Origin of the sequence: Streptomyces sp. NBC_01334 (genome assembly GCF_035983595.1) — a bacterium.
Classification (GTDB): Bacteria; Actinomycetota; Actinomycetes; order Streptomycetales; family Streptomycetaceae; genus Streptomyces; species Streptomyces coriariae.
This window is the reverse complement of sequence record NZ_CP130718.1, coordinates 8,518,694-8,544,939: the sequence shown is the minus strand read 5'-3', so window position 1 is coordinate 8,544,939 and position 26,246 is coordinate 8,518,694. Positions and strand designations below refer to the sequence as shown.

Annotated in this window: 22 protein-coding genes and 1 pseudogene; 12 read left to right on the top strand and 11 right to left on the bottom strand. The window is 69.9% G+C overall.

Annotated features, from left to right (window positions below; genetic code table 11):
* Window positions 1–238 precede the first annotated feature (238 nt).
* The 6 genes from OG736_RS38090 (at window position 239) to OG736_RS38065 (ending at window position 7,293) form a co-directional block, all read left to right on the top strand.
* Window positions 239–685 carry a DUF6375 family protein gene (locus OG736_RS38090; protein WP_327186478.1) on the top strand — a complete coding sequence of 149 codons (447 nt, stop codon included), beginning with the start codon at window positions 239–241 and terminating at the stop codon, window positions 683–685.
* A complete protein-coding gene (locus OG736_RS38085) occupies window positions 672–4,019 on the top strand; it encodes an NACHT domain-containing protein (protein ID WP_327186477.1) in 3,348 nt (1,115 codons plus the stop codon). Before OG736_RS38090 ends, OG736_RS38085 begins: the two co-directional genes overlap by 14 nt.
* 23 nt (window positions 4,020–4,042) lie before the next feature.
* Window positions 4,043–4,675: a hypothetical protein gene (locus OG736_RS38080; protein WP_327186476.1), complete on the top strand. Its 633-nt coding sequence runs from the start codon at window positions 4,043–4,045 to the stop codon at window positions 4,673–4,675.
* A gap of 264 nt (window positions 4,676–4,939) precedes the next feature.
* Window positions 4,940–6,259, top strand: a complete 1,320-nt coding sequence (nhaA, locus tag OG736_RS38075; protein WP_327186475.1) for a Na+/H+ antiporter NhaA — start codon at window positions 4,940–4,942, stop codon at window positions 6,257–6,259.
* Complete coding sequence (locus OG736_RS38070) at window positions 6,250–6,723, top strand: hypothetical protein (protein ID WP_327186474.1); 474 nt, start codon at window positions 6,250–6,252, stop codon at window positions 6,721–6,723. Before nhaA ends, OG736_RS38070 begins: the two co-directional genes overlap by 10 nt.
* A gap of 99 nt (window positions 6,724–6,822) precedes the next feature.
* On the top strand, window positions 6,823–7,293 hold the full coding sequence (locus tag OG736_RS38065) for an ATP-binding protein (protein ID WP_327186473.1): 471 nt from the start codon (window positions 6,823–6,825) through the stop codon (window positions 7,291–7,293).
* 131 nt (window positions 7,294–7,424) lie between these two features.
* On the opposite strand, the gene OG736_RS38060 is transcribed toward OG736_RS38065, so the two are convergent.
* From OG736_RS38060 to OG736_RS38050, 3 genes are all read right to left on the bottom strand, one after another.
* The gene (locus OG736_RS38060; RefSeq protein ID WP_327186472.1) at window positions 7,425–8,150 is read right to left on the bottom strand and encodes a hypothetical protein; all 726 of its coding nucleotides are present in this window, start codon (window positions 8,148–8,150) and stop codon (window positions 7,425–7,427) included.
* Between the two features lie 305 nt (window positions 8,151–8,455).
* Window positions 8,456–8,689 carry a cation transporting ATPase C-terminal domain-containing protein gene (locus OG736_RS38055; RefSeq protein ID WP_327186471.1) on the bottom strand — a complete coding sequence of 78 codons (234 nt, stop codon included), beginning with the start codon at window positions 8,687–8,689 and terminating at the stop codon, window positions 8,456–8,458.
* Window positions 8,690–8,717: 28 nt separating this feature from the next.
* Window positions 8,718–9,044 carry a universal stress protein gene (locus OG736_RS38050; protein WP_442817122.1) on the bottom strand — a complete coding sequence of 109 codons (327 nt, stop codon included), beginning with the start codon at window positions 9,042–9,044 and terminating at the stop codon, window positions 8,718–8,720.
* Between the two features lie 306 nt (window positions 9,045–9,350).
* Here OG736_RS38050 and OG736_RS38045 point away from each other — a divergent pair, with 306 nt between their 5' ends.
* Window positions 9,351–9,779 (top strand): Crp/Fnr family transcriptional regulator, encoded by a 429-nt coding sequence (locus OG736_RS38045; RefSeq protein WP_327186470.1) that lies wholly within the window; start codon window positions 9,351–9,353, stop codon window positions 9,777–9,779.
* Window positions 9,780–9,803: 24 nt separating this feature from the next.
* The gene (locus tag OG736_RS38040; protein ID WP_327186469.1) at window positions 9,804–10,481 is read left to right on the top strand and encodes a CBS domain-containing protein; all 678 of its coding nucleotides are present in this window, start codon (window positions 9,804–9,806) and stop codon (window positions 10,479–10,481) included.
* A gap of 113 nt (window positions 10,482–10,594) precedes the next feature.
* Here the strand turns inward: OG736_RS38040 and OG736_RS38035 are convergent, their stop codons facing one another.
* A complete protein-coding gene (locus OG736_RS38035; protein WP_327186468.1) occupies window positions 10,595–11,413 on the bottom strand; it encodes a universal stress protein in 819 nt (272 codons plus the stop codon).
* Window positions 11,414–11,724: 311 nt separating this feature from the next.
* On the opposite strand from OG736_RS38035, the gene OG736_RS38030 reads away from it, so the two are divergent.
* Window positions 11,725–12,609: a universal stress protein gene (locus OG736_RS38030; RefSeq protein ID WP_327186467.1), complete on the top strand. Its 885-nt coding sequence runs from the start codon at window positions 11,725–11,727 to the stop codon at window positions 12,607–12,609.
* Window positions 12,610–13,335: 726 nt separating this feature from the next.
* Here the strand turns inward: OG736_RS38030 and ppdK are convergent.
* On the bottom strand, window positions 13,336–16,023 hold the full coding sequence (gene ppdK / locus OG736_RS38025) for a pyruvate, phosphate dikinase (RefSeq protein WP_327186466.1): 2,688 nt from the start codon (window positions 16,021–16,023) through the stop codon (window positions 13,336–13,338).
* Window positions 16,024–16,283: 260 nt separating this feature from the next.
* Between ppdK and OG736_RS38020 the strand changes: the two genes are divergently transcribed.
* Window positions 16,284–18,002 (top strand): sensor histidine kinase, encoded by a 1,719-nt coding sequence (locus tag OG736_RS38020; RefSeq protein WP_327186465.1) that lies wholly within the window; start codon window positions 16,284–16,286, stop codon window positions 18,000–18,002.
* Window positions 18,003–18,073: 71 nt separating this feature from the next.
* Here OG736_RS38020 and OG736_RS38015 read toward each other — a convergent pair whose 3' ends face one another.
* Window positions 18,074–18,730 carry a CBS domain-containing protein gene (locus OG736_RS38015; protein WP_327186464.1) on the bottom strand — a complete coding sequence of 219 codons (657 nt, stop codon included), beginning with the start codon at window positions 18,728–18,730 and terminating at the stop codon, window positions 18,074–18,076.
* Window positions 18,731–19,267: 537 nt separating this feature from the next.
* On the opposite strand from OG736_RS38015, the gene OG736_RS38010 reads away from it, so the two are divergent.
* Window positions 19,268–19,471, top strand: a complete 204-nt coding sequence (locus tag OG736_RS38010) for a hypothetical protein (RefSeq protein ID WP_327186463.1) — start codon at window positions 19,268–19,270, stop codon at window positions 19,469–19,471.
* Window positions 19,472–19,670: 199 nt separating this feature from the next.
* On the opposite strand, the gene OG736_RS38005 is transcribed toward OG736_RS38010, so the two are convergent.
* Both OG736_RS38005 and OG736_RS38000 read right to left on the bottom strand, forming a co-directional pair.
* Window positions 19,671–21,389 (bottom strand): alpha-amylase family protein, encoded by a 1,719-nt coding sequence (locus OG736_RS38005; RefSeq protein WP_327186462.1) that lies wholly within the window; start codon window positions 21,387–21,389, stop codon window positions 19,671–19,673.
* Window positions 21,380–22,384, bottom strand: a complete 1,005-nt coding sequence (locus OG736_RS38000; RefSeq protein WP_327186461.1) for a TIGR03885 family FMN-dependent LLM class oxidoreductase — start codon at window positions 22,382–22,384, stop codon at window positions 21,380–21,382. The genes OG736_RS38005 and OG736_RS38000 overlap by 10 nt, the downstream gene beginning before the upstream one ends.
* A gap of 612 nt (window positions 22,385–22,996) precedes the next feature.
* Between OG736_RS38000 and OG736_RS37995 the strand changes: the two are divergent.
* Window positions 22,997–23,730 (top strand): annotated as a pseudogene (locus OG736_RS37995) (glycoside hydrolase family 65 protein); the annotation flags it as partial.
* Window positions 23,731–23,770: 40 nt separating this feature from the next.
* Here OG736_RS37995 and OG736_RS37990 read toward each other — a convergent pair.
* The 3 genes from OG736_RS37990 to OG736_RS37980 all read right to left on the bottom strand — a co-directional run bounded on the left by OG736_RS37990 (window position 23,771) and on the right by OG736_RS37980 (window position 26,107).
* Window positions 23,771–24,211 carry a pyridoxamine 5'-phosphate oxidase family protein gene (locus OG736_RS37990; RefSeq protein ID WP_327186460.1) on the bottom strand — a complete coding sequence of 147 codons (441 nt, stop codon included), beginning with the start codon at window positions 24,209–24,211 and terminating at the stop codon, window positions 23,771–23,773.
* A 131-nt stretch (window positions 24,212–24,342) separates the two neighbouring features.
* Window positions 24,343–25,017, bottom strand: coding sequence for a pyridoxamine 5'-phosphate oxidase family protein (locus tag OG736_RS37985; protein WP_327186459.1), 675 nt, complete (start codon window positions 25,015–25,017; stop codon window positions 24,343–24,345).
* A gap of 19 nt (window positions 25,018–25,036) precedes the next feature.
* Window positions 25,037–26,107, bottom strand: coding sequence for a zinc-dependent alcohol dehydrogenase family protein (locus OG736_RS37980; protein ID WP_327186458.1), 1,071 nt, complete (start codon window positions 26,105–26,107; stop codon window positions 25,037–25,039).
* Window positions 26,108–26,246: the final 139 nt, after the last annotated feature.

The following is a 26,246-nucleotide window of genomic DNA, read 5'->3' as shown; positions in this document are numbered from 1 at the left end:
ACGCACAGCGCCTCGTCGAATGGGCCGCAACCGCACGAACCGAGGTCCGACTCGCGATTTCCCGTACCGGCCTCGAAGCAGCACTGCCCACCGCAGAGGCCATCCCCGGCGAACTTCCCCTCGACGCGCACATGCATCTCGACGCGACCGGCGTCCTGCGCCCTCACGCCTACGCAAGCACGGGACTGCCAGTCGAGGGCTCCATCATGGACGTCGTGCAGACGCTGAAGGAGACGGGATGAGGATCTGGAACGGCTACGGCTCGGAGTACTCGATGAACCTCGTTCTGATCGGCCGTTTCGAGACGGTCGCCGGTGCGCAAGCAGCAGAGGAGCGGATGGAGGCACTGCAGGCCCTCGCTGAGGCGGCGTGGTCCGACGACGACTGGCGGAGTCCCGAGGAACGCATGCCTCGCGAACTCGGCGAAGCGCTGAGCCAGATGAAGCTGTATGACATGGGGCGATCCGACGTCGATGCTTTCGCTCTTGATCACAATGTCACCCGTGAGGCGCAGACGGTCCGGATCTGGACCGACGAGTCCGACGTCCAGGGATTCCTGAAGGTGCTCCTCCACCACGGTGCGAAAGTCGAGGTGTTCTCGCGCCACACGTGGGACGAGGACGCTGTCACCCGGTCCGATGCGACGGACGCGAGCAACAGCCGGAGCGACGGTGGATCTGACTGAGCTGGCACGCCTACCCGGCGCGGCCGACCAGAACTTCGAAGCGCTCACGCGGGCCATCGTCTCCCGCCGCTACGGCGCGCTGGGCACGATGCGAGAGCGCCGCAACCAGCCCGGCGTCGAGTTCTACATGCACGTTGACCACGCCGGCGACCTGGGCGATCCCGACCGGATCTGGGGGTGGTCGTGCAAATGGTTCATCCTCAACAGCAAGAACGAGCTCAGCGCAGGCCAGCGCACGCAGATCGAGGACTCCCTCACCAAGGCCATCAAACACGTCGTAGGACTGACCGACTTCGTGCTCTGCCTGCCACAGAGGCCCGCCAAGGGTGACGAGGAGTGGATCAACGGTCTCAGGCGGCCAGATGTCCGCGTCAAACTGTGGTCCACCGAGAATTACGACGCCGAACTAGCCGGACACGACGAGCTCCGCTCCACCTTCTTCGGCGAACTCGCCCTCACCCCGGAGAAGCTGGCGCGAACCCACGAGCAATCTGTGGCACCGGTTACGGCCCGGTGGGCCCCGCAGCTGCACACCGCCCACCACGTGGAGCACCGCATCGACCGGGCCTTGTTGCGTCCGGCGTCGTTCGAGTGGCTGCAGCAGCGCACCGACGACGTCACAGCACGGCTCGAGGCACTGCGCGCAGCCCTGTGCGGCCTCGACACCGATACCCGTGCCGGTGCCGAGGAGATTGCCGACGATCTGGAGGGGTTCGTCGACGGTCTGCGCGCCATCATTGACGCCGGGAGGAGCCTTCGGCCCTGGGAAGTGCGCGAGCGCCTCGCCGACCATCAGCCTCCGGGAACCTCTCCCCGAACGCTGCGACGCCTGGTGCTGAAGCTCAGGCAGCGTCGCCTTCCCGAGGCGCCGCTCGTCACCGGTCTCGGAGCGGAGATCCGCGACATCGTTCAGTGGCTGACCGAGACACGAGCGGACGCCGAAGCCCCGCTGCTCGCGGTTGTCGCCGCTGCCGGGCAAGGCAAAACCCACCTCGCCGCGCAGATGACCTCGCCGAAGGACCGGCCGACAGCCGGGGTGTTCATCCAGGGGGCAAGCCTGCACACCAGCGACACCCTCGACGACCTCGCGCGACGGATCCCCGGACTCAGGGTCGACCGCTTCGAGGACCTCCTGGAAGCCCTCAACTCGGCCGGAGCTCGTGCCGGCTGCCGGATACCGCTGATCATCGACGGTCTGAACGAGGCCGAGCGGCCCCTGCGGTGGCGGACCCTGCTCGCCGGACTGGTACCGGCCCTGGGCAGCTATCCCCACGTCGCGGTGATCGTCACCCTCCGCGAGGTGCTCGCCGACCAGACCCTCCCGCAAGACACCGTGACCCTGGAATTGGAGTGGCAGCACGCGGAAGTCAACGACATCCTGCGCGTCTACTTCGACCACTACCTCATCAACCCGGCCGACGCGTGGCTTCCGGTCGACACTTTCCACAACCCCTTGTTCGTCCGCATGTACTGCGAGGCCGCGAACCACGACCGCCTGGTGCCGGTGGGCGCGGAGGCGCTCCCGCAGTCCCTCATCGGCGTCTTCGAGCTGTACCGCGATGGTGTGACCGAGAGGCTGGCCCTGGACCCGGCCCGCATTTCGTTGCCGGCCGACCAGATCAAGCGCCGCCTCGCCACCATGGCGAGACACCTTTGGGAGCACAACGTCCGCCGGCTCCCGTTCGACGAAGCGCGAAGAATCCTCGACGCCGACCAGCCGAACTGGGACGAAAGCCTGCTCCGGCGCCTCGTAGAGGAAGGAGTGATCTTCCGCGAGGAGATCAGGGATTCCGACGACACCGAGTGCGGCTTCGTTTTTGACCGCCTCGCCGGATACCTCATCGCCGACGCGATCCTGGTGCGCATGCCCTACGCGGACGTCAATGAGCAGCTCGCGGAGACAACTCTCTGGCAGTCCCTCGTGGGGAACGACGCGCACCCCCTCGGCGAGGACACCCTCATCGGTCTGATCTCACTATTGCCGCGCCGCTTCACCGGGCACCACCTGTGGCGCGTCGCCCCAGATGAGCACCGTTCGACCGCGCTCGCCCAGGAACTCACCACCGAGTCGGGCTTTCTCGACGACGATACTGTCGAAGCGCTCGCAACCGCGCTTGTCACCGCGCGCCCAAGCAACAGGAAGGGCCGGCCCGCATTCGACCGTCTGTGGGAGATCCGCAGGTCCGCCTCGCACCGCCTGAACGCCACCTTCCTCGACCAGGTCCTGCGCCAACTGCCCCTTTCCCAACGCGACCTGCGCTGGACCGAATGGGCTCGAGGCCGGACTCGCCGGCTCACCACAGACCTGAACCGAGCGATCGACAGGTGGACCGAGAGCAGCAGTCACGCCGAGAGCGACGACCTGGACGCCCTGGCCATCGCCTGGCTGCTGACCTCCACGAACACGGGCATGCGGGACCTGGCGACGAAAGCCCTCCAGCGTTACGGCCGGCCGGAGCCCAAGCGGCTGTTCGACCTCGCTGCCCGGATGCTCGATGTCGACGACCCGTACGTCGTCGAACGGCTCGTCGCCGCCGCGTTCGGCGCCGTCAGCACCCACCAGATGCCCGATCCCGGCGGACCGCTGGAACAAGCGCTGCGGGACTGGCTGGTGCGACTGCGTGACAGCTTCCTCGACGGTGGGACCACTCCCACCTCCCACGAGCAGCTGCGCGGCTACGTACGGGCCGTCTACGAGTTCGCCGGCACCCTCCACCCCGCTGCCGTCCCCGACGGTGTCGACGCCTTTGCACCGAGGTTCGCCGCCGTGACGCCCGCCGAAGTGATGGAGGATGACGACCCCAACGCCGAGGAGTGCGACCGCACCTTCGGCATGGACTTCGAGAACTACGTCATCGGAACTGCCATCAACGGCCGGGACAACTACGACTTCGACCATCCCGGCTACCGCAGGGCCCGCGCCGAGGTCATGGCCCGCGTCTGGCAACTAGGCTGGCGCGAGGCAGAGTTCGGCAGTGTCGACCAGGCCATCGCAACGAGTACCGACCGGCCTGCCAGCACCCACGAGAACGTGGAGCGCTACGGGAAGAAGTACGGCTGGATCGGGTATCACGAAATGGTCGGCCGCCTCGTGGACGCCGGCCGTGCACCAGCTCGGTTCGGGACCGCGGAACGTTTGATGCCCGACATCGACCCAACCTTCCCCGACACGCCCCCGGTGGTGCCCATGCCCCTTCCGCCTGGGCGCCCGCGGAGGCCACGGACGATCGGACGTGGGTCACGTCCGGGACAGTCACCATCCCGGACCAACTGTGGTCACCCGAGGAAATCCACGGAGTCGACGGCGGCTGGCTTCTGGTCGAGGGGTATCTGAGTCACCGCCGCGAGGGCCGGACGGTGTTCGGGTTCTTCCGCACCCTCCTCCTGGACCCGAAGGATGCGGAATCCGCACACCAGCTCGCCAGCGAGCGCCCCTACCTGGGTAACGACTTCTTCCCCTCGCTGCCGTCGGTCCGTGACGTGCTGGCCGCGGAGATGCCGTGGAGCCCCAGGTTCAAGCTGACCTTCGGCTACGACGTGCCAGACGCGGTCCCGCCCCCGGCGCTGCGCTGCCACTGGCAGGACAACGGCATCAAGCTCCACCAGGTCGCTATAGATTTCTCCTCCGAAAACACTTCGGAGACCGGGCTCGGCGGGGCTTATGACGTGCCGTCGTACGAGTTCGCCGCCCGGTTCGGCCTGCGCCAACTGCCTGGCACCTTGGACCTCGTGGGCCTAGACGGCCGGCGCGCCTCCGCGGCTTTCCGCGCGGATGAGCCCTGGCGCGGCCACCTGCTCTTCCTGCGTCGCGATCTCGTCGAGGACTTCGCCGGCGATCAACGGATAATGCAGGCGGCCTGGGGCGAACGCGAAGTGACCGTCGACTGGCGCTCTGTTCCTTCCTGGGTACGCGAGGCTCAGCGCAGCCACGCGAACGTGTGGCGGCACATCCGGATGCTCGGGGCGGCTCAGCGCAACCCCGAAAGCTGACGGGCCGTACGCTGCTCCGACCTGATCGCGGGCGCCGCACTGGTGCTCGCGGCAGCCGCCGCCTGGTGGTGCATCTCCCGCCAGGGCTGATCACAACCTGACGCCGATGTGATCATGGGGAGCGGTGCGGGGCAGACAGCTACCCGTCCGCTGGATATGGTGTAAAGAACGCGTCAAGAGCTGGCGCGCGGTGTGCCGGGAAGTCTGGTCGGCGTCCTGGGGGCAGTGTGCCCTCTTTCGCTGACACACCCGGAGGCCCCTGCCATGGCCGGCACCCGCTCCCCCTTCCTCGGTTTGCTACCGCTGCCCGAACGGCAGGCAATCACCCGAGCCCTGCGCACTGAGACCGTCGGCGGCCTGGTCCTCCTCGGCGCAGCCGTCCTCGCGCTGATCTGGGCGAACAGTCCCTGGAGCGCGGCGTACGCGTCCATACGCGACTTCCATTTCGGGATACCGGCTCTCGGCCTGGACCTCTCCGTGGGGCACTGGACGGCCGACGGGCTGCTGGCCGTGTTCTTCCTCGTCGCCGGGATCGAGCTGAAACGCGAGCTCGTCGTCGGTGAACTGCGCACCCCGGCCACCGCCGCGCTGCCCGTCGTCGCCGCGGTGTGCGGTATGGCCGTGCCCGCCGCCCTCTACCTGGCCACGGTCTGGGCGGGCGGCGGCAGCAGTTCGGGCTGGGCGGTCCCGATGGCCACAGACATCGCCTTCGCGTTGGCGGTCCTGGCGGTGCTGTCCACGCACCTGCCGGCCGCGCTGCGCGCCTTCCTCCTCACCCTGGCCGTGGTCGACGACCTGGGCGCGATCCTGATCATCGCGGTGTTCTTCACCTCCGACCTGAACCCGTGGGCGCTCGCCGGAGCCTTCGCGGGCCTGGTGCTCTTCTACCTGCTCCAGCGGCTGCGGGTGCGCGGCTGGTGGTGGTATGCGCCCCTCGGGGTGACGATCTGGGCGCTGATGTACAACGGCGGCGTCCACGCCACCGTCGCCGGCGTCGCCATGGGCCTGATTTTGCGCACCACCCGCGACCCGGGCGAGAAGGTCTCGTCGGCCTCGCGGGTCGCACACCTGGTCCACCCGCTCTCCGCCGGTGTCGCGGTGCCGCTGTTCGCGCTGTTCGCCGCGGGGGTGAGCATCTCCGGCTCTGCCCTGGGCGCGGTGTTCACCAGCCCCGAACCCCTCGGCGTGGTGATCGGCCTGGTGATCGGCAAGACGTTGGGGATCTTCGCCGGGACCTACCTGGCCGCCCGCTTCACCCGCGCCCAGCTCAACCCCGACCTCGCCTGGGCCGACGTCCTCGGCCTGTCGGTGCTGGCCGGTATCGGCTTCACCGTCGCCCTCCTGATCGGCGAACTCGCCTTCCCCGGCGGCCAGACCGGCGAGCACGCCAAGGCCGCCGTCCTCGTCGCCTCCCTCATCGCAGCGGTTCTCGCCGCCGTCCTGCTGCGGCGGCGCAACACCGTCTACCGCCGCCTGTACGAGGCGGAGAACATCGACGCCGACAACGACGGAATCCCCGACATCTATCAGCACGACACGGCTACCGAGGGCGCCGCCGCCCGCGCGGACGGGCAGTGCACCTGATGACCGGCGGCGACTCCTCACTGCTGGCACCCGTGACCGTCATCGCCGCCCTGGGCATCCGCACTGCGATCACCGAGCTCCGACACCCGGGCAGTGCCCGACGGCAGTGGGCGTTCGCCACCCACCCCTGGGCCACGGCAGCCGGCGCGACGGTCGCCGCGGCCATGGTCTTAATCAGTGGTGCCCGCTTCGGATGGGCGGTGGCGGCCTGGGCCCTGCTCATCGGGGCACTCACCGCGTTCCTCACCGGCCGCGACACCCCGACCGCCACATCTCCCGCAGCACCGAGCAAGGAGCAGCCCGTGTCGGAACGACGGACCGGCAAGGTGCTGGCCGCCATCGGCGCGCCGCTCACCCTGGCCGGAGTGGCGATGTACTTCCTGCCCGGTCCCGGCTTCCCCGTACTCATCATCGGCCTCACCCTCCTCATCACCGGCCTCGCCATGACCGCCGGCCGCCGGTGACACCACACTTCCGACCCGCCCGGCAACCGACAGGACCCGACGACGATGACCTGGGAGTGGACCGGGAGGCATGGCCGCCCGGCAACACGACGGCCCCTCATGAACGAAACGCCAGAGGGGACCGAACCCCACGCGACGCCGTTCCCCCACGCCATATCGCTATCTGCCGAGTTCGAAGGGAATGAGTCGATCGCCGAGGCCCGGAAACTTGCCCGGTGCTTCCTAGCCGACATACAGAACGTCCATGGCCTGCCGGTCTCCGACCGCGCCCAGGGCCTGGTGGAGCTGGTCGTCAGCGAGCTGGTCACCAACACCCGCAAATACGCGCCCGGCCCCGCCCTGCTCACTCTCCAAGTCCGTGACGGCTCCGTGGACGTAGCCGTCTGGGACAGCAACCCGGATCCACCGACAATCCTGCCTCCTGACCCCGCCCGAGTGGGACAGCACGGTCTGGAGATCATCATGGCCGCAGCCCTGACCTTTCAGATCCACCGCGAGCCCGTCGGCAAGCGCATCACAGCCTCCATCATGCTGGCCGACGACAAGGACGCCGACGTCGCAGGCCGATGAAGCGCGTCCGGACCCGGCCGGCGTGCTGTGGCCAAACCGCCTGCCTATGTGACAGCTGTCGCGCTTCGGCTCAGCTTGCGGGACAGTCGCGGTCCCAAACTGGGGAATGGGATTACCGCGGTCGCCACGGCCTACTCGGATTGCAGCTCACGAACTCGGGCACGGAACACGCGCCAGCGCCTCTCGTTCTCATGCACAAGAATTGCTGATTCCGCCATCAGGTCGGCAGCCCTGTCGAGCAGCTCGGAAGCCGAATAGAGGTAGGCAGGAGCCGTCCGCTCGCCTCGCAGGTCGGCCCGAAGTGCTGTCGGCGAGAAGTCGACCTGGGCCAGCAGGTCCAGGGCCCGGCGCAGCAGTCGCGCGATCAGAGCCTGCAAACCCGCCGACTGCCAGTCATTGGCGATGATCCGGTGGCGCTCTCCCAGCAGGTCGGCAAGGGCCGGATAGGCAGCCAAGTTTCCCGCCATGCTCCAAGCATGCTCCATCGCCTGGGCCAGCCAGTCACCGCCCTGCTGGGTCTCATCGGCGAGCAGGGCGACTTCACTCTTCAGCCTCTGGAGTTCGGCAGGCTCGCCCTCCCCTTCCATGAAGAGGATTCCCGACTCCGCTACGAGCCCTGGCGCATTCAGGTCCTCCGTGCCGGCGAACGCAATCGGCGACGTCTGCTCACCGACCTCGACCACGGTCCACCTGTCGGCCAGTGACTTCAGCGCCCGAGCCCGCGCCTGGAGCTCTCCAGCCTGCTGCAAAGGCGCTTGCGAGTAGTACTCCTCATGCTCTCGATGGAACTTCGAGAGGTTGTCGATCACCTGCAGCAGTGACTCCGGAGGGGTGAGGTGCGCCTCGTCATCGGGCATGCCGGCAGCTTGCACCTCGTCTCACACCAAAGGCAGCGGGGCACGCCCTCCAAGACAAACACCAACACCCGTTCGGTGGAAACGAGATCACGTGCCTCGCCCGCGACGCCACCACCGCCCACCGCGTTCAGCTGGAGCAGGGTGGAATGGTCGGCAGGAACGTCCGGTCCCAGCGCCCACCGGACACGACTCCGTCGGCGCCCCAACCGTCCCGAGCGAGTCCGGCCCCCTGACCTGTGACCTCAAGGATCCGATCGACGTCAATCCCTCACCGCTGGCTCGCAGCACCTCACCGCACGTCGCCCTCACGTCGACGACCACCGCCCTTGACCGCGCGCGCCTACACGCGCGGCAAGATATCCGAGTCCACCTGCCGCGGCCGCCAGGGCGATCTCTGTCCAGTCGAGCGCGACCGTGCTGAGCACCGCGCGGAGGAAGGCCACATACAGGGCAGCGGCCGCGAGCCCGGCCGAGACGGCGACCGCCGCCGGCAGGAACGGGTTCTCCCAGGTCAGTAGGCGGTCCCGCAGGCCGAGCACGACTCCGAGCTGTGCCGGGCCTCAATGCCTATCTGGACTTGAGCATCCGGCCACCCAAGGCCCCGCACCAGGGGCTGGTCGCAGCGTCCTCGAGCCACGCCTCGCCGGAGACCTTCAGCTCCGGGTTTCGCAGCCGCGCATGTTCCGCGCACGACGCGGCGATGCTCTCCGCCATGATCACTCCGAACGGGCGGTAGGCGCCGAGGGCGGGAAGGCGTCGCTCGCACCGCTCCCATCGCGAGCCATGGACAAGCCGCACTGCCAGTCTGTGGCGCGCCGCCTCGTCCACGGCCCAGTCCACGGCCTCCAGGCTGGAATCCGATCCGTCGACCCCCACGACCAGCGGGCGCTCCATCGTCCCACCGCCCTTCCGCCCAGCCGCTGTGAGAGTCCCCTGTGAATACCGTCGCACCGGCCTGAACCCCCCGCGACACGCGCTTCGGCTCTCGGAGTGCCTCCGCCCGGGTTGCGCCACGCCGGTTTGCGGCGATGGTGGAGTCATGCGGCCGGCAGCAAGACGCCGCTGGGTCCCACCTCCCGCCACGGCTTCCGCATCGGCCGCGTGCTGAGACGTCCGTGACCGGACAGGAGCCAGTCTCCACCTCGAGGTCGCGGAGAAGGGACGGCCATCGTGGTTGCGAGGACCGGCGTATTCGGCGCCATGACCCACGAGCATCGCGAGCAGCTCATGTCACACGCTCGTGAGGTGTCGTTCGAGGCAGGCGAGCGCATCTTCGACGAGGGCGGCAAGGCCGACCGCTTCTGGATCATCCACACGGGCACGGTCGCGCTCGACCTGCAAGTGCCCGGCCGACGGGCGGCGGTCGTCGAGACCCTCGGTGCCGGAAAGCTGCTGGGCTGGTCCTGGCTGGTCCCTCCCCATCAATGGCATCTGGGGGCCGAGGCCGGCAGCCCGGTCCGCGCCTACGAGTTCGACGCGGCGGCGGTTCGTGAGATGTGCGCGAAGGACCCGGGGCTGGATCACGAGCTGTGTACGTATGTCTCCGGCGTGCTCGCGCGCCGGCTCAGGTCCGCTCGGGTGCGGCTGCTCGACCTGTACGCGCCCCACGGTTCGGGCGAGGTTCCCTGACAAGGCGAGACGAGGTGCTTCGAAGTGCCGCAGACCCCGCACATCGTGAGCGATGTGATGACTCAGACGGTCGTGGCTGTCGGACGCGACGCGCCCTTCAAAGAGATCGTGCGGACCATGGAGCAGTGGAAGGTCAGTGCCATGCCCGTCCTTGAGGGCGAAGGTCGCGTCATCGGTGTCGTCTCCGAGGCAGATCTGCTGCCCAAGGAGGAGTTCCATGACAGCGACCCGAGCCTCTTGGAGCAACGCCGGCGTCTGTCCGACGTCGCCAAAGCGGGGGCAGCAACGGCGGAAGAACTCATGAGCACCCCCGCTATCACCGTCCACCCCGGCGTCACCCTGGCCCAGGCTGCCCGGATCATGGCCGTCCGGCACGTCAAGCGTCTGCCGGTGGTCGACGACATCGGCATGCTCCAGGGCATCGTCAGCCGTGCCGACCTGCTGAAGGTCTTCCTTCGGTCGGACGAGGACATCGAGGAGGAAGTCCGCCGCACCGTGGTGTCCTACCTCTTCCCGGCCTTCAGCCACGCCATCCACGTGAACGTGCACGAGGGAGTCGTCACCCTCCGCGGACACATCCGCGACACCTCACTCATCTCGGTCGCCGTGCGCCTCGTGCGCGCCGTGGAGGGCGTCGTGGACGTCGAACCCCAACTCACCGGCGAGTCCGCCACTCCATCTGGACCGGGGGGCGCGCGATAGCGGTCAGGCGGTGCGGCCCCACCACCAGGGTGGACAGGTGTCCGCGTCGGCGCTGGTCACGAGGTGGTCGGGCACACCGAAGTAACACTGAGCCCCAGCCGGGCCCTACCTGGTCATATCTGCGGAACGACCGCGATCGGACACGGCGCGTGATGCAGCACCGCATGGTTGACCAGGCCCAGCTGCAGACCGACGTGCCCATGTCGTCTGCGGGCTCCGACGACGAGCAGATCAGCAGCGGACGCGGCATTCAGGAGCGCCTGTCGTGCCGGACCCTCGACCACCTCGCTGCTCACCGGCACGTCCGGATACCGCTGTTCCGGGCCACGCAAGGCGTCGGCGAGCACCTGGGCAGGCGGGCGATCGAGGGCTTGGAGAGCGTAGCCGGACAGTCCCGGAGGCCCAGGGTTCCCAACCGGGACACTCCAGGTGTGCACCGCCAGGAGCCGACTGCGCCGCACCTGGGCCTCGCGGAACGCGAAGTCCACGGCCGTACCGCTGCCCTCCCCGTCCTCGACTCCGACAACGACGCACCCGAACCGGCCGTGCCGGTGCTCCACACCGCCGCGCACGACGACGACCGGGCAGTCGGCACGGGCCGCCACAGCCAGGCTGACCGATCCGAGGAGCAGCCCGGCGAGACCTCCGAGCCCTCTGGACCCGAGTACCAGAGCGAGGGCGTTGCGTCCCTCGCCGACCAGCGCGGACGCCGCGTCCTCGGACAGCACCTCACTCGACATCCGTACCGCAGGAGCACTCTTGCCGGCTCGCTCCGAGGCTGCGGCGACCAGGTCTGACGCGTCAGGGCCCGCTGCGGCCGCGTGCAGGAGACGGAGCGGCACCTCGTGGCGGGCTGCCTCGTCCGCGGCCCAGTCCACCGCCTCAAGGCTCGCCTCGGACCCGTCTACGCCGACCACCAGGGGAACCGCCATTGCCTCCGCCTCCTCCTCATGCCGGACTTCACGTCCGTCCGTTCGCCGCCGTTCGCTCTGCCGCACTCCTCCGCAGCGGCGGGGAGCGCCGCTGCGGGCACTGCGGGGACCGCATGCGCCGTGAGGAGATCTGGGGTACTCCTCAAGGGAGAAGCGCCGTGGTCAAACGCGCCGGCACAAATGCTCATGCGTGCGCCGACTACGTCCCACCGCCGGCCCACACGGCCAAAGAATCACCGAGACCGCAGCAGTCCGGACAGCGGCCACACTCACCGTCCTTTCCAGCTTCGTACGAGACGGAGGCAGTCGCCATGGAACGAGTCCTCACCGTGGGCCTCGACGGCTCACCCGAGAGCCTCGCCGCTGCCCACTGGGCCGCCGACGAAGCCCAGCGGCGCAAACTCACCCTGCGCCTGCTGCACGCGTGGCCGCTACTGGCGCCGGAACCGACCGCCGTCCCCTCGGAAGTCGACCAGAACTACTGGGCGAAGCGGCTCGTGCACAACGCCCAGACGGAACTCCAGGCGCACCATCCGGGCCTCACCGTCGTCGGCAACCTGGTCGCCGACGACGCGCAGGACGCACTGATCCAAGCGGCGTCCGAGTCGGAGATGCTCGTACTCGGCTCGCGCGGCCTGACTCCTGTGGAGAGCTACTTCCTCGGTGACATCAGCATGTCCGTCGTGGCAAGCGCCGAGGGGCCCGTGGTCCTCGTCCGCGCCGACAAGCGTGCGAAGCGTGCGGAAGGGTCCTCGGCGTCTGAGTCAGGTGCGGCAGGCGGAGTGGTGGTGGGGCTGAAACTGCACGGCCCGTGCAACGACCTGCTCGAATTCGCCTTCACCACCGCAGCAGCTCGGGGCGTGCCCCTCCGCGCCGTTCACGGCCGCGCCATCCCGATCCACGCGTACGCCCCGTGGGGCGTGGACCACACCGTGACCCAGGAGATCATCCAGGACGCGCAGAAGCACCTGAGGCAGACCCTCCGCCCCTGGTGCGAGAAGTTTCCAGGCGTGGCCGTGACGGACGACATCCGCCTCGAAAGTCCCGCCAGGGTCGTCGTAGCAGCCGCCGAGCGCGCCGAACTCCTGATCGTGGGCCGGCGCAGCCACCACGCCCCGGCACCACGCCTGGGCTCCGTGGCCCAGGCCGCCGTCCACCACGCGCGCTGCCCAGTCGCCGTCATCCCTCATGAGTGAACCGAGCCGCTACGGGAAGCCGGTGGTGTCAGACCCACTCGGCGTCACGGACGCACTGCTGCCGTTCGCCTTCTGGGCAATCGCTACGCGGGACCTGCGGCACCCGGCGGCGACACCACCTGCACAGGTCCAACTCTCGCCCGCTGCCCGGGCGGGAGCCACCGCGAGCACCCGACATTCCCGTAGCCGCTGACACCGGTGACCCGACCTGCTCGGTAGTGTGCTCTTAGGTGAGCCCGCGTGGCAGGAGTGGCCAGGACCGTGACGACGGGCAGACGAGATCGCCGGTTCTCGCCCCCTGCGCGGCCAGCGCCCGCGCCTGCGCAACAGCCGAACGACCCCGCTGTCGGGACCTCTGGCAACGCCGAGCGCCAGGTGTCAGCCGTGGGGGCTCTCTGCCGGTGGCCGTCGCCGCCCGTTGCGCCGTCAACGGCGATGACGACGCCGGTGATCGAGTCGGCCCCTTGAAGCGCCGGGCCGCGAGCACGAGCCGGTGCCGCTCAGCCGCATCACCACCCTCGCCCCGTCGACCTCGCCAACCCGACACCACCATGTCGCTTCGTCCCGGCCTGGCAGACGCACGTTGTTGGGCTGCCGCGTGCGGAGACAGGCGGAGCGACACCGCGGGGGATCAGTGCCGCTCCTGCTCACCCGGTGCGATGAATCGTCCATGCGGCTGACGGCGGTGATGGCCCCACCTCCTGGGGCCGAACGCCCCCGAGCATGTCAGCGGCTGTCGCTCCCTTCCGTCGCGGGCAGGGCGGCCCTGCCGGCCTCCAGCCGCGCCACCGGGACACGGAACGGGGAGCAGGAGACGTAGTCCAGGCCCGCCGCATGGAAGAAGTGCACGGACTCGGGGTCGCCGCCGTGTTCGCCGCAGACTCCGATCTTCAGGTCGGGGCGTGCGGCGCGGCCCTCGTCGACCGCGATCCGGATGAGTCGGCCCACTCCGTCGCGGTCGAGGGTCTCGAAGGGGGAGGTGGCGAAGATGCCCTTGTCGAGGTAGGCGGAGAAGAACGCGGCCTCGACGTCGTCGCGGGAGAAGCCCCACGTGGTCTGCGTCAGGTCGTTCGTGCCGAAGGAGAAGAACTCGGCCTCCTCGGCGATCTGGCCCGCGGTGAGCGCCGCCCGGGGAAGTTCGATCATGGTGCCGACGGGGCAGTGCAGGGGCACGCCCGTCTCGGCGGTGACCTCGGCGAGCACCCGCTCCACCTCCTCGCGGGCGAGCCTGAGTTCCTCGACCGCGCCGACCAGCGGCACCATGATCTCGGCCTCGGGAGAGCCCCCTGCCCTCATTCGTGCCACGACCGCCTCGGCGATCGCCCGCACCTGCATGGCGACCAGTCCAGGCACCACCAGGCCCAGCCGCACGCCCCGCAGACCGAGCATCGGGTTCTCCTCGTGCATGCGGTTCACCGCGTCGAGCAACTCGACGTCGTGCGGGTCCGGTTGCCCGCCGCGGGCCTCGGCTGCGGCGATCCGTACGGCGAGTTCGGTGTGGTCGGGGAGGAACTCGTGCAGCGGCGGGTCGAGCAGGCGGATGGTCACGGGCAGGCCGTCCATGGCCTCCAGGATGCCGGCGAAGTCCTGCCGCTGAAGTGGGAGAAGAGCGTTCAGCGCCCGGTCGCGTTCGGCGTCGGTGCGGGCCAGGATCATCCGCTCGACCAGCTTGCGCCGCTCGCCGAGGAACATGTGCTCGGTACGGCACAGACCGATGCCCTGCGCGCCGAAGCGGCGGGCGCGGGCCGCGTCCTCGGGGGTGTCGGCGTTCGCCCGGACCTCCAGCCGCCGTACGGAGTCGGCGTGCTGGAGGGCGCGGGCCACCCCGGCCACCACGCTGTCGGACTCTTCGCCGGTCTCCAGGTAGCGCATGGCGGCGGAGGCGACCAGCGGGACTTCACCCGCGTACACGGCGCCGACGGAGCCGTCCACCGAGATGACCGTGCCCTGCTCGACGACGGTGCCGTCGGGGGTGGTGAACCGCCGGGCCTCGGTGTGCACGGTGAGTTCCTCCGCGCCGCAGACGCACACCTTGCCCATGCCGCGGGCGACGACGGCCGCGTGGCTCGTCTTGCCGCCCCGGCTGGTCAGCACGGCTTCGGCGGCCACCATGCCGGGCAGGTCGTCCGGGGTGGTCTCCTGGCGGACGAGCACCACCTTCTCGCCGGCCGCGGCACGCCGTACGGCCTCGTCGGAGTCGAACACCGCCGCGCCGACCGCCGCACCCGGGGAGGCCGGAAGCCCGTGGGCGAGCGCGTCGCCGGTGACGGAGGTGTCGAAGCGGGGGAACATCAGCCGGGCGAGGCCGTCCCCGCCGACCCGGGCCAGTGCTTCCTCCGGCGTGATCTGCCCTTCGTCCACCAGTTCGGCGGCGATGGCGAACGCGGCTTCGGCGGTCCGCTTGCCGACCCGGGTCTGGAGCATCCACAGCGTGCCGCGCTCGATCGTGAACTCGATGTCGCAGAGGTCGCGGTAGTGGCGCTCCAGGGTCCCCATGTGGTCGAGCAGCCGCCGGTACGAGTTCGCGTCCAGCCGCTCGAGATCGGCCAGCGGCACGGTGTTGCGGATACCGGCGACGACGTCCTCGCCCTGGGCGTTGGAGAGGTAGTCGCCGTAGAGGCCGGGCCGCCCGGTGGCGGGGTCGCGGGTGAAGGCGACACCGCTGCCGGAGTCGGTGCCCCGGTTGCCATACACCATGCGCTGTACGGTGACGGCGGTGCCCAGGTCGTCGGGGATGTGCTCGCGCCGGCGGTACAGCCGGGCCCGTTCGCCGTTCCAGGAACGGAAGACCGCGAGGATCGCCAGGCGCAGTTGCTCGGCGGGGGACTGGGGGAACTCCTGTCCCGTCTGGTCGTGGATCAGCCGCTTGTACGTCTCGACGAGCCAGGCGAGGTCGTTCGCGTCGAGGTGCAGGTCGTCAGGGGCTTCGCGGGTTTCCTTGAGCAGGGTCATCGCCTCGTCGAACAGGGCCGAGTCGACCCCCATGACCGTGCTGCCGAACATCTGAACGAGTCGGCGGTAGGAGTCCCAGGCGAAGCGGTCGCTGCCGGACGCCTTGGCCAGTCCGAGGACGGATTCGTCGTTGAGGCCGATGTCCAGGACGGTCTCCATCATGCCGGGCATGGAGAACCGTGCTCCGGACCGGACGGACACCAGCAGCGGATCGTCACGCTGGCCCAGCAGGCGCCCGGCGGACTTCTCCAGGACGGAGAGGTGCCGGGACACCTCCTGCAGCATGCCCTCCGGTTCCGAGCCGCTCGCCAGGAAGGCCCGACACGCCTCGGTGGTCACGGTGAAGCCCGACGGGACCGGCAGGCCCAGCCGGGTCATCTCGGCCAGGTTGGCCCCCTTGCCGCCGAGCAGGTCGGCCATGTCACGGCCGCCGTCTGTGAACTCGTACACGTAACGGACCATGACGCCGGTCTCCTCGCTGTGTCTGCGGACTCGGTACGACTACAGCGTCCGGCGGCGGCGGCGGCGGGGACAGGTGCTGTCCGTCCCGTGCGGTGGGCCGACCGGCCCCCTTTGCACGACAGGGTCCGGCCTGTGGCGGGCACGCCGACGGGCGTGTCGACTCGGCCGGTTCCGCTTACGCCCCGGACTGGCGACCGTTACCGTGGCACATGGTCGGACCAGTGGGTGTCCGTTCGGTGAGCGGACTTGGAGGAACACAGGTGGGAAGCCCCGGGGAAGCCCGTGTACGGCTGCCTCAGCTCAGGCTGGACGAGCTGCTGGAGGAGTTGCAAGCACGGCTGGACGCCGCGCGAGGCACTCGGGACCGGGTGCACAGCCTGCTGGAGGCCGTGCTCTCGGTCGGCCGGGAGCTAAACCTTGAGCAGGCCCTCCACAGCATTGTCGAAGCGGCTGCGGTGCTCGTCGACGCGGAGTACGCCGCGCTGGGCGTGATCGGTCCTGACGGCAAGCGGTTGTCGGCCTTCCACACCATCGGGGTCACCGAGGAGCAGATCGCCGCGATCGGCCCCTACCCCGAGGGGCACGGCATTCTCGGAGAGCTGATCCGCCACCCGGAGCCCCTTCGGCTCGCGAAGATCTCCGAGCACCCGGCCTCGTACGGCTTCCCGCCCCACCATCCGCCGATGAACACCTTCCTCGGCGTCCCGATCCGGGTCCGCGACCAGGTGTTCGGCAACCTGTACCTGACCGAGAAGCGCGGCGGTGGGCAGTTCGACGAGGAGGACATCTCCGTCACGCTCACCCTGGCCGTCGCGGCCAGCGTCGCCATCGACAACGCCCGGCTGTACGCCGAGTCCCGGCTGCGCGAGCGCTGGCTGCGGGCGAACGCCGAGATCACCCACAGCCTGATGTCGGGTGGTGGGCGCACCGAGGTCCTTCGTCTGATCGCCGAGCGGGCGGGCGAGATCACCGAGGCGGCGCTGGCGGCGGTCGCCCTGCCCATGGAGGACACCGGGTCGCTCGGCGTCGAGATCGCCGTCGGACTGGACGCCGACGCGCACCGGGGGCTCGTCCTGTCGATGGACAGGAGCCTGATGGGACTTGCCTTCTCCGGAGCAGCCCCGGTCACCAGCGAGGACGTCGCCCACGACGAGCGGATCTCTTTGGAGCCTCCGCGCTTCGGGGGGCTGGGCCCCGCCGTGGCCGTGCCCATCGGTACCGGCGACGCGGGTGTGCGTGGTGTGGTGCTGCTGGCGCGGGAAGCCGGCCGGCCGGTGTTCACCACGACGGAGACCGAGACCTTGCAGGTCTTCGCCGCGCAGGCCGCCGTCGCGATGGAGCTGGCGGAGCGCCGTCAGGACGCCGAGCAGATCGCCGTGCTCACGGACCGCGACCGCATCGCACGCGACCTGCACGACCTCGCGATCCAGCGGCTTTTCGCCACCGGCATGACGCTGCAGAGCGCGGGCCGCTTCATCGAGCATCCCGAGGCTTCCGAGCGCGTGGCGCGAGCTGTCGACGACCTCGACGAGACCATCAAGATCATCCGATCGACGATCTTCGGCCTGCGCACCCGCGAGGGAGCCGACGGCACCGGACTGCGGGCCCGCGCGATGCGGGTCGTGGGGGAGGCGGCGCCGGTCCTGGCCTTCGCCCCCAGTGTGCGGATGGAGGGCCTGCTGGACACCGATGTGCCGAAGGAGGTCGCCGATCACGTCGTGGCGGTCCTCTCCGAGGCTCTGACCAACATCGCACGTCACGCCCGTGCCGACCGGGCCGAGGTGGTCCTCACGACCGATGGGCGCGAGGTGCGGTTGTCGATCACGGACAACGGCGTCGGTATTCCGCCCGAGGGCCGCCGCAGCGGACTGCGGAACATGGCAGAGCGGGCCGAGCAGCTGGGTGGTCGCCTCGAACTGGCGAAACCTTCCGGCGGTGGCACCTCGCTGATGTGGCGGGCACCGGTGCAGGAAGGTTAGGCGTCCGTCCCACACCGCTGCGGCGCGACGCCGTAGGGCGCCGATCATTCGTCGAGGTACGTCACAGCAGGTCACTCCGCTCCGAGGCGTGCGGAGAGGTGGCAGCGGACGTCGACGACGCCCTCGACGGCCCGCGCCAGGCGTTCGGCCACCGGTACCAACCGCGGGCCGTCCACCCATCCCGTGAGGGTCACGACGCCCTCGGCCACCTCGACCCGGATGTGGTCGGCGGACAGCGGGAACAGGCGGTCGACGACCTCATGGCGCACCTCCTCGGTGAGCTCCTCGTCATTCCGCAGGAACACCTTGAGCAGATCCGAGCGGCTGACGACGCCCTGGAGCATGCCCTCGTCGTCGATCACCGGCAGCCGCTTGACGCCGCGCCGGGCCATGATGCGGGCCGCCTCGGCCAGAGTGGTGGTGCCGTGCACGGTGATCGCCGGGCTGCTCATCAGTTCCTCGGCAGTCACCGCGCCGGCCTTGGCCAGGTCGGACAGCCTCCGCTGCTGGGTGAACCGGTCCGGATCGCTGTCCCGGAACTCTTCCTTCGGCAGCAGATCCGCCTCCGAGACGACGCCGATCACCCGGCCCTCGCCCTCGAGCACGGGGAGGGCGCTGACCTTCCAACGCTCCATGAGCTGGACGATGTCCTTGAACAACGCGTCGCGGCCGACGCCGATGACGGCGCGTGTCATCACGTCGCTCACGACGTGCGGGCTGCTGTTCATGGTCTCCTCCTCGAAGGGTCGTCCACGGCGGGGCCAGGAGACGCGGGCCGAGCCGGATCTGCGCCCCGCGTCCTCGAGGATGGCCCCGACCCTTGGGACGATCCGGCTGCTGTTCGGTGTTGAGGACCATCGGCAGGCCCGGTCTCCGGCGCTCGGTCTCCGGCGCCGGATGTCCGCGCCAGGTCCAGAAGGCGCCGCGAACACAGGACGGGAAGGGCGTCACCCGCTTCTCGCGGATCCTGATTGCGCGGTGCACGACCGCCGTCGATCGCTTCTCCGCGTCTGTGTCGCGCCCCTCCCGTCGTCTCCACCCCACCACGGAGGACCGCCCGGCCACCAGGGCCGATCGGCCCCGATCGGCCCCGGCGTGGGCGCATCCGGGGCACTCATCCGGTCGTGAACCGGCCGATGGGGAGGGTCCATACGGGCTTGCGTGCAGGTACCTTGCGGACCTTCGCGCGGACCGGTCGGCTCATGCGCCCTCGCCTCCTTCGCGGTTGGCTGGAAGCAGAGAGAACACACCGATCAGGGAGGGTGATGACAGTGGGTACGAGTCTCACGCCGGAGTTCTGGGAGCGGTTCGCGCTCCTGTTCGTGCTGGCGACGGGCGTGACGTTCGTGCTCGCGGCGACCTTCGACGCCCTGGCTGTCCGCCTGCTGCGTAGCCGAACGCAGCGGACGCCGCCGCGAACGACGCATCTCGAGCAGCGAAGCGACCACCGTATGTCGACGCACTGCTGAACGCCGATCGCTCGCCGGTCATCTCGAAAGGCCGGAGACGGTCACCGCCGCACCGCCGGGGCCTGATTCGTCGATGGGTGTAGCTCTTCTGCAGGGACGCCACAGCAGAAGGACACCCACCCCGTCAACCAGCGTTCTACCAGCTCAGGGCTTCCCCGGAGGAGAGCCGCACCCGGAGGCTCTCCCGGCGGACGTGATGTCAGTCGGCGGCGACCCTTACGGGGTCGTCGGCCGGGGTGCCGACGCGCAGCCACCGGAAGCCGTAGGCGGGCAGTTCGACGCGGAGCAGGCCGTCGTCGTCCACCGTGAGACCGGCGTGCCCTTCGTCGAGCAGATCCATGAGCCTCCCGCCGGGCCCGGCCTCGGGCAGCCGCAGCCGTACGGTGACCGGCCCGCCCGCGAAGTTGTGCATCGCCAGGACAGTCCCGTCGGTCCCGTCGGTCCCGTCGGTGGTGCAGGCGATGTGCGCCAGGACCGCTCGCTCCCCGGTGTCCACGAGGTGGTAGTCGCCCCAGGCCAGCTCGGGAGCCTCCCGGTAGCGCTCGATGAACAGCCGCATGCGGCTGAGCAGCGAGCCCGGGTCGCGACTCTGCTCGTACACGTTGACCTTCTGGGGTCCGAACGCGCCGTCGGTCAGCGGGTTGGGAAAGGCGTCCGGGCCGGCATGGGAGAAGCCGGCGCCCGCCTCCGGGGTCCATTGCATGGGCGTCCGTACGGCTTGGCGTCCCTCGGCGGCCAGGTTCTCCCCCATGCCGAGTTCCTCGCCGTAGAAGAGCACGGGGGTACCCGGCAGGGTGAACAGCAGGCTGTAGGCGAGTTCGATGCGGCGCCGGTCGCCCTCGACCATGGGCGGCAGCCTGCGGCGCAGTCCCCGGTCGTAGAGTTGCATGTTCTTGTCCGGGCCGAAGGACGCGACCACCTCGGCCCGTTCGGCGTCGCTCAGCTTGTCGAGGGTGAGTTCGTCGTGGTTGCGCACGAACGTGGCCCAGTGGGCGTCTCGCGGGGCTGCGGGGCGGTCCCGTAGCGCGGCGGCCAGCGGCCCGGCGTCCTCGCGCGCCATCGACAAGTACATCTGTTGCATGGCGATGAAGTCGAAGCACATGGTGAGCTCGTCGCCGCGGCCCGAGGCGGGGTCGCCGAAGAAGCGGGCGGTGTCGTCGTAGGGCAGATTGACCTCGCCGAGCAGCACTGCCTCGCCGTTGCGGCGGCCGAGGAAGGCGCGCAGGTCGGCGAGGTACTCGTGCGGGTCCGGCAGTGCCCCGGAGTCGGCCTGCCCGTCCGTCTCCAGCAGGAAGGGCACGGCGTCGACCCGGAAACCGGACAGCCCGAGCTGTGTCCAGAACCCCATGACGCGGGCTATCTCGTCGCGGACCTCGGGGTTGGCGACGTTGAGGTCGGGCTGCTGCTTGTAGAAGCGGTGCAGGTAGTACTGGCCGCTGCCCTTGTCGTACTCCCACAGGCTGTCCTCCGCATCGGGGAAGACCACACCCTTGGGACCGTCCTCGGGGGGCTTGTCCGCCCAGACGTACCAGTCGCGGTGGGCGGAGTCCCGGCCGGATCGGGCGTCCTTGAACCAGGGGTGGTCCTCGGAGGTGTGATTGACGACGAGGTCGGCGATCACACGGATGCCGCGGTCCTTGGCGGTGCGGGCGAACTCGGTGAAGTCACCGAGGGTGCCCAGGCGGGGGTCGACACCGTAGAAGTCCGTGATGTCGTACCCGTCGTCGCGCTCCCGCGTCGGATAGAAGGGCATCAGCCACACGCAGGTCACGCCGAGACGCTCCAGATGGTCGATGCGCTGCGTGAGGCCCGCGAAGTCGCCGATCCCGTCGCCGTTGCCGTCCTGGTACGTCTCGACGTCCAGGCAGTACACCACCGCGTTCTTCCACCACAGGTCGGACGTACGGGTCAGACGCATCGGTACTCCTTCACCGTGGCGGGAAGCGGGCGGGTGACGTCGAGTCGCGGCAGTACCTCGGCCCCGAACGCGTCGATGAACGGGCCCTGTTCGCGGCCCACGTGATGCAGCATCACCGCGTCGAAGCCGAGTTCGGTGTACTCCTGCAGCCATGCGGTGTGCCGGCCCAGGTCGGACGAGATGTTGACCGAGCGCGCCACCTGCTCGGGGGTGACGTGTTCACTGACGACGTCGAACAGTTCCGCGGAGTCGAGGTCCCAACTTGCCGGGGGCGCGTGCACGTTGGTGCGCCATTGGTCGTACGCCAGCGCCCGGGCCTCGTCCTCGCCGGGTGCCCAGCTCAGGTGCGCCTGGAGGTGCAGCGGCCCACGGCCGCCGGCGTCACGGTACGCGTCCACGATCTCGCGCAGCCGCGCGCGTGGAGCGTTGACCGTGATCAGGCCGTCCGCCCACTCGGCGCACCAGGCCGCGGTCGCCGTGCTGCACGCGGCTCCGATCAGCGGCGGTACGTCGGGTGGCAGCGTCCACAGCCGAGCCCGGTCCACGGTCACCAGGCCGTCGTGGCTGACCTCCTCGCCCTGCAGCAGTGCCCGGATGACGTCGACGCACTCGCGCAGCCGCGCGGTGCGGACGGCCTTGCGGGGCCAACCCGCCCCTGTGATGTGCTCGTTGGAGGCCTCACCGGTGCCGAGCGCCACCCAGAACCTGGCCGGATACATGGCCGCGAGGCTGGCGACCGCTTGCGCGACGATCGCGGGGTGGTAGCGCTGGCCGGGCGCGTTCACCACGCCGAACGGCACCTGGTCGGTGGCCTGGAGGGCGGCGCCGAGCCACGACCAGGCGAACCCGGACTCCCCCTGACGGACGCTCCACGGCGAGAAGTGGTCGGAGCACATGGCGGCGGTGAAGCCCGCGCGTTCCGCGTGCACCACGGCGTCGAGCAGATCCGCGGGCGGGACCTGTTCGTGCGAGGCGTGTAATCCATAGACAGTCATGCCGCGCGAGTACCCCCGGGAGGGACCCTCAGCGGAGAAGTGGCCGGACGCCCCCGAAACCGCGTGCGCGGCAACGGAGTTGCTCCGCACACTCGCTGCCCGGAGTACGTCCCGACGAGTTTCCTGTCACCTTGCTGACGATCGGCGCCGACCTGGCCGGCAAGGGCCTGTTCAGCGAGGGCGACCCGGACCTGGATGGGTGCGGGTCTTCTGGTGTGAGCTCGTCTGTCAGGCCAGGAGTTCGTTGTTGTGCTGGTCGGGCCGGGGGTAGAGGCGTTCGCGCTCTCTGTGGGTGTGGAAGGTCCAGTACTGCGGGAAGTCGCCGTTGCTGATGAGGGCCCGGAGGGTCAGGACGGCTTCGGCTCCGGGGACGCTTCACCGGCCGCCAGTGATGTCGAACCGGTCGGCCACCAGATGACGTGCGGCGCCTTCGACGATGCCGCTGGCGATCGGCCATCCGGCCGCGAGTGCCTTGTCGTAGTGGAGATGGGCGGCGTTGTTCTCCAGGTAGTGGCAGGCCCGGTGCGCTGCGGCCCGCTGGTCTGCGGACAGGCCCAGCCGGTCGGCTTGTGCGCGGATGCCTGTGACGGCGCCGAGGGCGTCGCCGGCCAGGATCCCCGGCAGGTGCTGCATCTGGACTCCGGACTGCTGGAGCGCAGTACGCGGTACACGTTCGGCGAGGGCCGGTCGCTCACCGTCCGGCAGCAACGTCTCGTACACATGGCAGACCCCCATCTGGCCTGTCTGCGCACCGACTTCAGGGCCGAGGGCTTCTCCGGAGACCTCGAGGTCGAGGCGGCTCTGGACGGCGGAGTCGCCAACGCGGGGTGTACCGCGCTACCGGGAACTGGACGGCCACCACCTGACCCACGTGCACACGGGTACCGCCGCGCCGGACACCGTGTGGTTGCGCTGCCGGACCCGCACCTCCGACGTCCGGATCGGCATGGCGGCCCGGCTGACCGCCGAAGCGCCCGTCGTCACCGCCCGGCACGAGGGACCGCGCGCCGGTCAGCGAGTGCGCGTGAGTCTGCTGCCGGACCCGTACGGTCACCGTCGTCAAGACCGTTGCTCTGCACACCTCCCGGGACGCCGCGATCAGTGACCCGCTGGACGCCGCGATCCAACGGGTGGGCGCGGCACCCGCCTTCGACGAGTTGCTCGAAGCACACCTGACCGCCTGGGACCAGCTGTGGCGGAGGACGGAGCTGGACCTCCCCGGCGAGGCGGGCCGCGTCCTGCGGCTGCACCTCTTCCACGTACTGCAGACCATCTCCCCGCATACGGCGGACCTCGACGTCGGCGTCCCGGCCCGCGGTCTGCACGGCGAGGCGTACCGCGGCCATGCCTCACCGTCGGTGAGGCACCGGGCCCGGCCCTGAGCGCTCAGGGGCCGAGGTCCACTCCGTACAGCGTGTGTCCGCCGACGAGTTCACGTCCCCGGACCAGCTCCGGGTCGATGCGGACGAAGACCTCCCGCGGCGCGGGCACCCAGGACCGCGGCCCCGCGCTCAGGAGGCGCGTGTGTTCGGCCGGGTCGGTGATCAGGGTGGCCGTGCCGGTGACCACGACGCTCCAGCCGGAGTGGGCGGCGGCATCGACCGAGTCGGCCTCGAAGGCGACCACCGCCCCGTCGATCGCACCCACCAGCTCCGAAGTCGCGGAGGTGCGCAGCAGGATCGCGTCGTCGCCGTCCAGACAGAAGTTGACGGGCAGCACTGCGGGCAGCGCCTGCCGGGTGTGGACGATACGCCCCACGGGGACCGTGCCCAGCAGGCGTACGCACTCCTGTCGGTCGAGTTCGCGGAATCCGTCGTTGGCGTACATCTGCCTTCTCTTCTCTCGCACCTGATGACTCGCACCCGATGAGGGGGCGCGCCGCAGCGTCCATGGTCGGACCGCACGGCACGCCGCGGCCAGGGGCCATCGGTCCCGGGCCGCCCTGAGAAGGGCCCGGTTCAGACCGTGATCCGGCGTCCGGTGACGGAGTACGGATCGATCCGCACCCACATGTCGCGCCGGCCCCCGGCCCAGGGTGTGCTGTGCGCCCGTGCCGCGAGGCGGTTCGCCTCGCCGACGTCCGTCACCATGCGCGCGTGTCCCCGCACCAGCACGCTCCAGCCCTCGCTGAACGCCGCGTCGATGCGGTCGATCTCGAAGGCCACCGAGCAACCGGCCGCCAGCGCCGGCGTCGCATCGCGGGCGGTCCTGAAGACGATCGTGCCGTCGATGACGCTGTAGTTGACGGGGACGATCACCGGCCCGGATGCCGTGGGCACCGCGAGCCTTCCCACACCGTGGGTCGAGAGCAGGTCACCGCACTCGGTCCTGCTCAGCTCGGTGAACCGAGGATCATGCCCGGCCTGTCCGGGCCCGGGGGGCAGATCGGCGTCGCCTCCGGTGAGCGCCGAGAGCGTGGTCTCCAGAGCAGCCGCCAGCTTGAGCAGTGCGGCTCGGCTCGGGGCGGCGTCGGAATGCTGCTCCAGGTGCCGCAGATAGCCGGGGTCCATGTCCGCTCGGGCGGCCGTCTCCCCGTGTGTCAATCCGAGTTGGAGTCGACGTGCGGCGAGTCGGCGGCCCAGGTCACCCGAAGGGAGGCTCTCCGTCGCACTCATGTGGGTCTGTTCGGCCATGACTCGTCACGTCCTCTCGTCAGGCCGCCGGGATGGCGACCTCCTCGTGCGGCTGTTCGCCGAGCACCACCTTGAGCGCGCCGGTGTCGGCGGCCCGGGCGAAGACGTCGTACGCCTCCTCCATGTGGTCCAGCGGGAAGGTGTGGGTGACCAGCTGTGCCGTGGGCAGTCGGCCGGCGGCGGCCATGCGCAGCAGGGTCGGGGTGGAGTGGGTGTCCACCAGGCCGGTGGTGATCGTGACGTTCTTGATCCACAGGTCTTCCAGGTGGAGCGTGGCGGGCTTGCCGTGGACTCCGACGTTGGCCACGTGGCCGCCGGGGCGCACCATCCGCGTGCAGAGCTCGAAGCTCTCCGGCACGCCGACCGCCTCGATGACGACGTCGGCGCCGAGCCCGTCGGTGAGGTCGGCGATCAGCTGCTCGGGGTCCTCGCGCGCGTCGGCCACGGCGTCGGCGCCGAGCCGCCGGGCCGCTTCCAGCCGGGACGCGGCCAGGTCGACGGCGACGATCCGCTCGGGCGCGAACAGTCGCGCCGTGGTGATCGCCGCGAGGCCGATGGGGCCCGCTCCGACGACGGCGACGGTGTCGCCCGGGCGTACGTGGCCGTTCAGGACGCCCACCTCGTACGACGTCGGGAAGATGTCCGCCAACAGGACGGCGTCCTTGCTCTCCACCGCACTGGGCAGGGCGTGCACGGACAGGTCGGCGTAGGGGACGCGGACGTACTCGGCCTGGGTGCCGTCGATCAGGTGGCCGAGGATCCAGCCCCCGCCGCCCCGGCACTGACCGTAGGCGCTCTCGCGGCAGAAGCGGCAGCGCCCGCAGGCACTGATGCAGGAGACCAGCACACGGTCGCCCGGACGGACGGTCCGGACGTCGCCGCCGACCTCCACGATCTCGCCGACGGCCTCATGCCCCAGGACCGTGCCCGGGCGCACCTCGGGGACGTCGCCTTTGAGGATGTGCAGGTCCGTGCCGCAGATGGTGACGGCGTCGACCCGCACGATGGCGTCGGTGGGCTCCTTGACGGCCGGGTCCGGGACGTCCTGCCAGGCGGACTGCCCGGGACCGTGGAAGACAAAGCCTTTCATGACCTTCCTCACCCTCGTCGGTCTGGTGCGGAGCCGGGAGGAGCGGTGGTGGTCGCCGCCCCCTGCGGACCCGGCGTCGACTTGAGCGCCGGGATCGCCCCGCGGGTCCAGCCTGTCCGGTGCGGAGGTGCGACGCTTG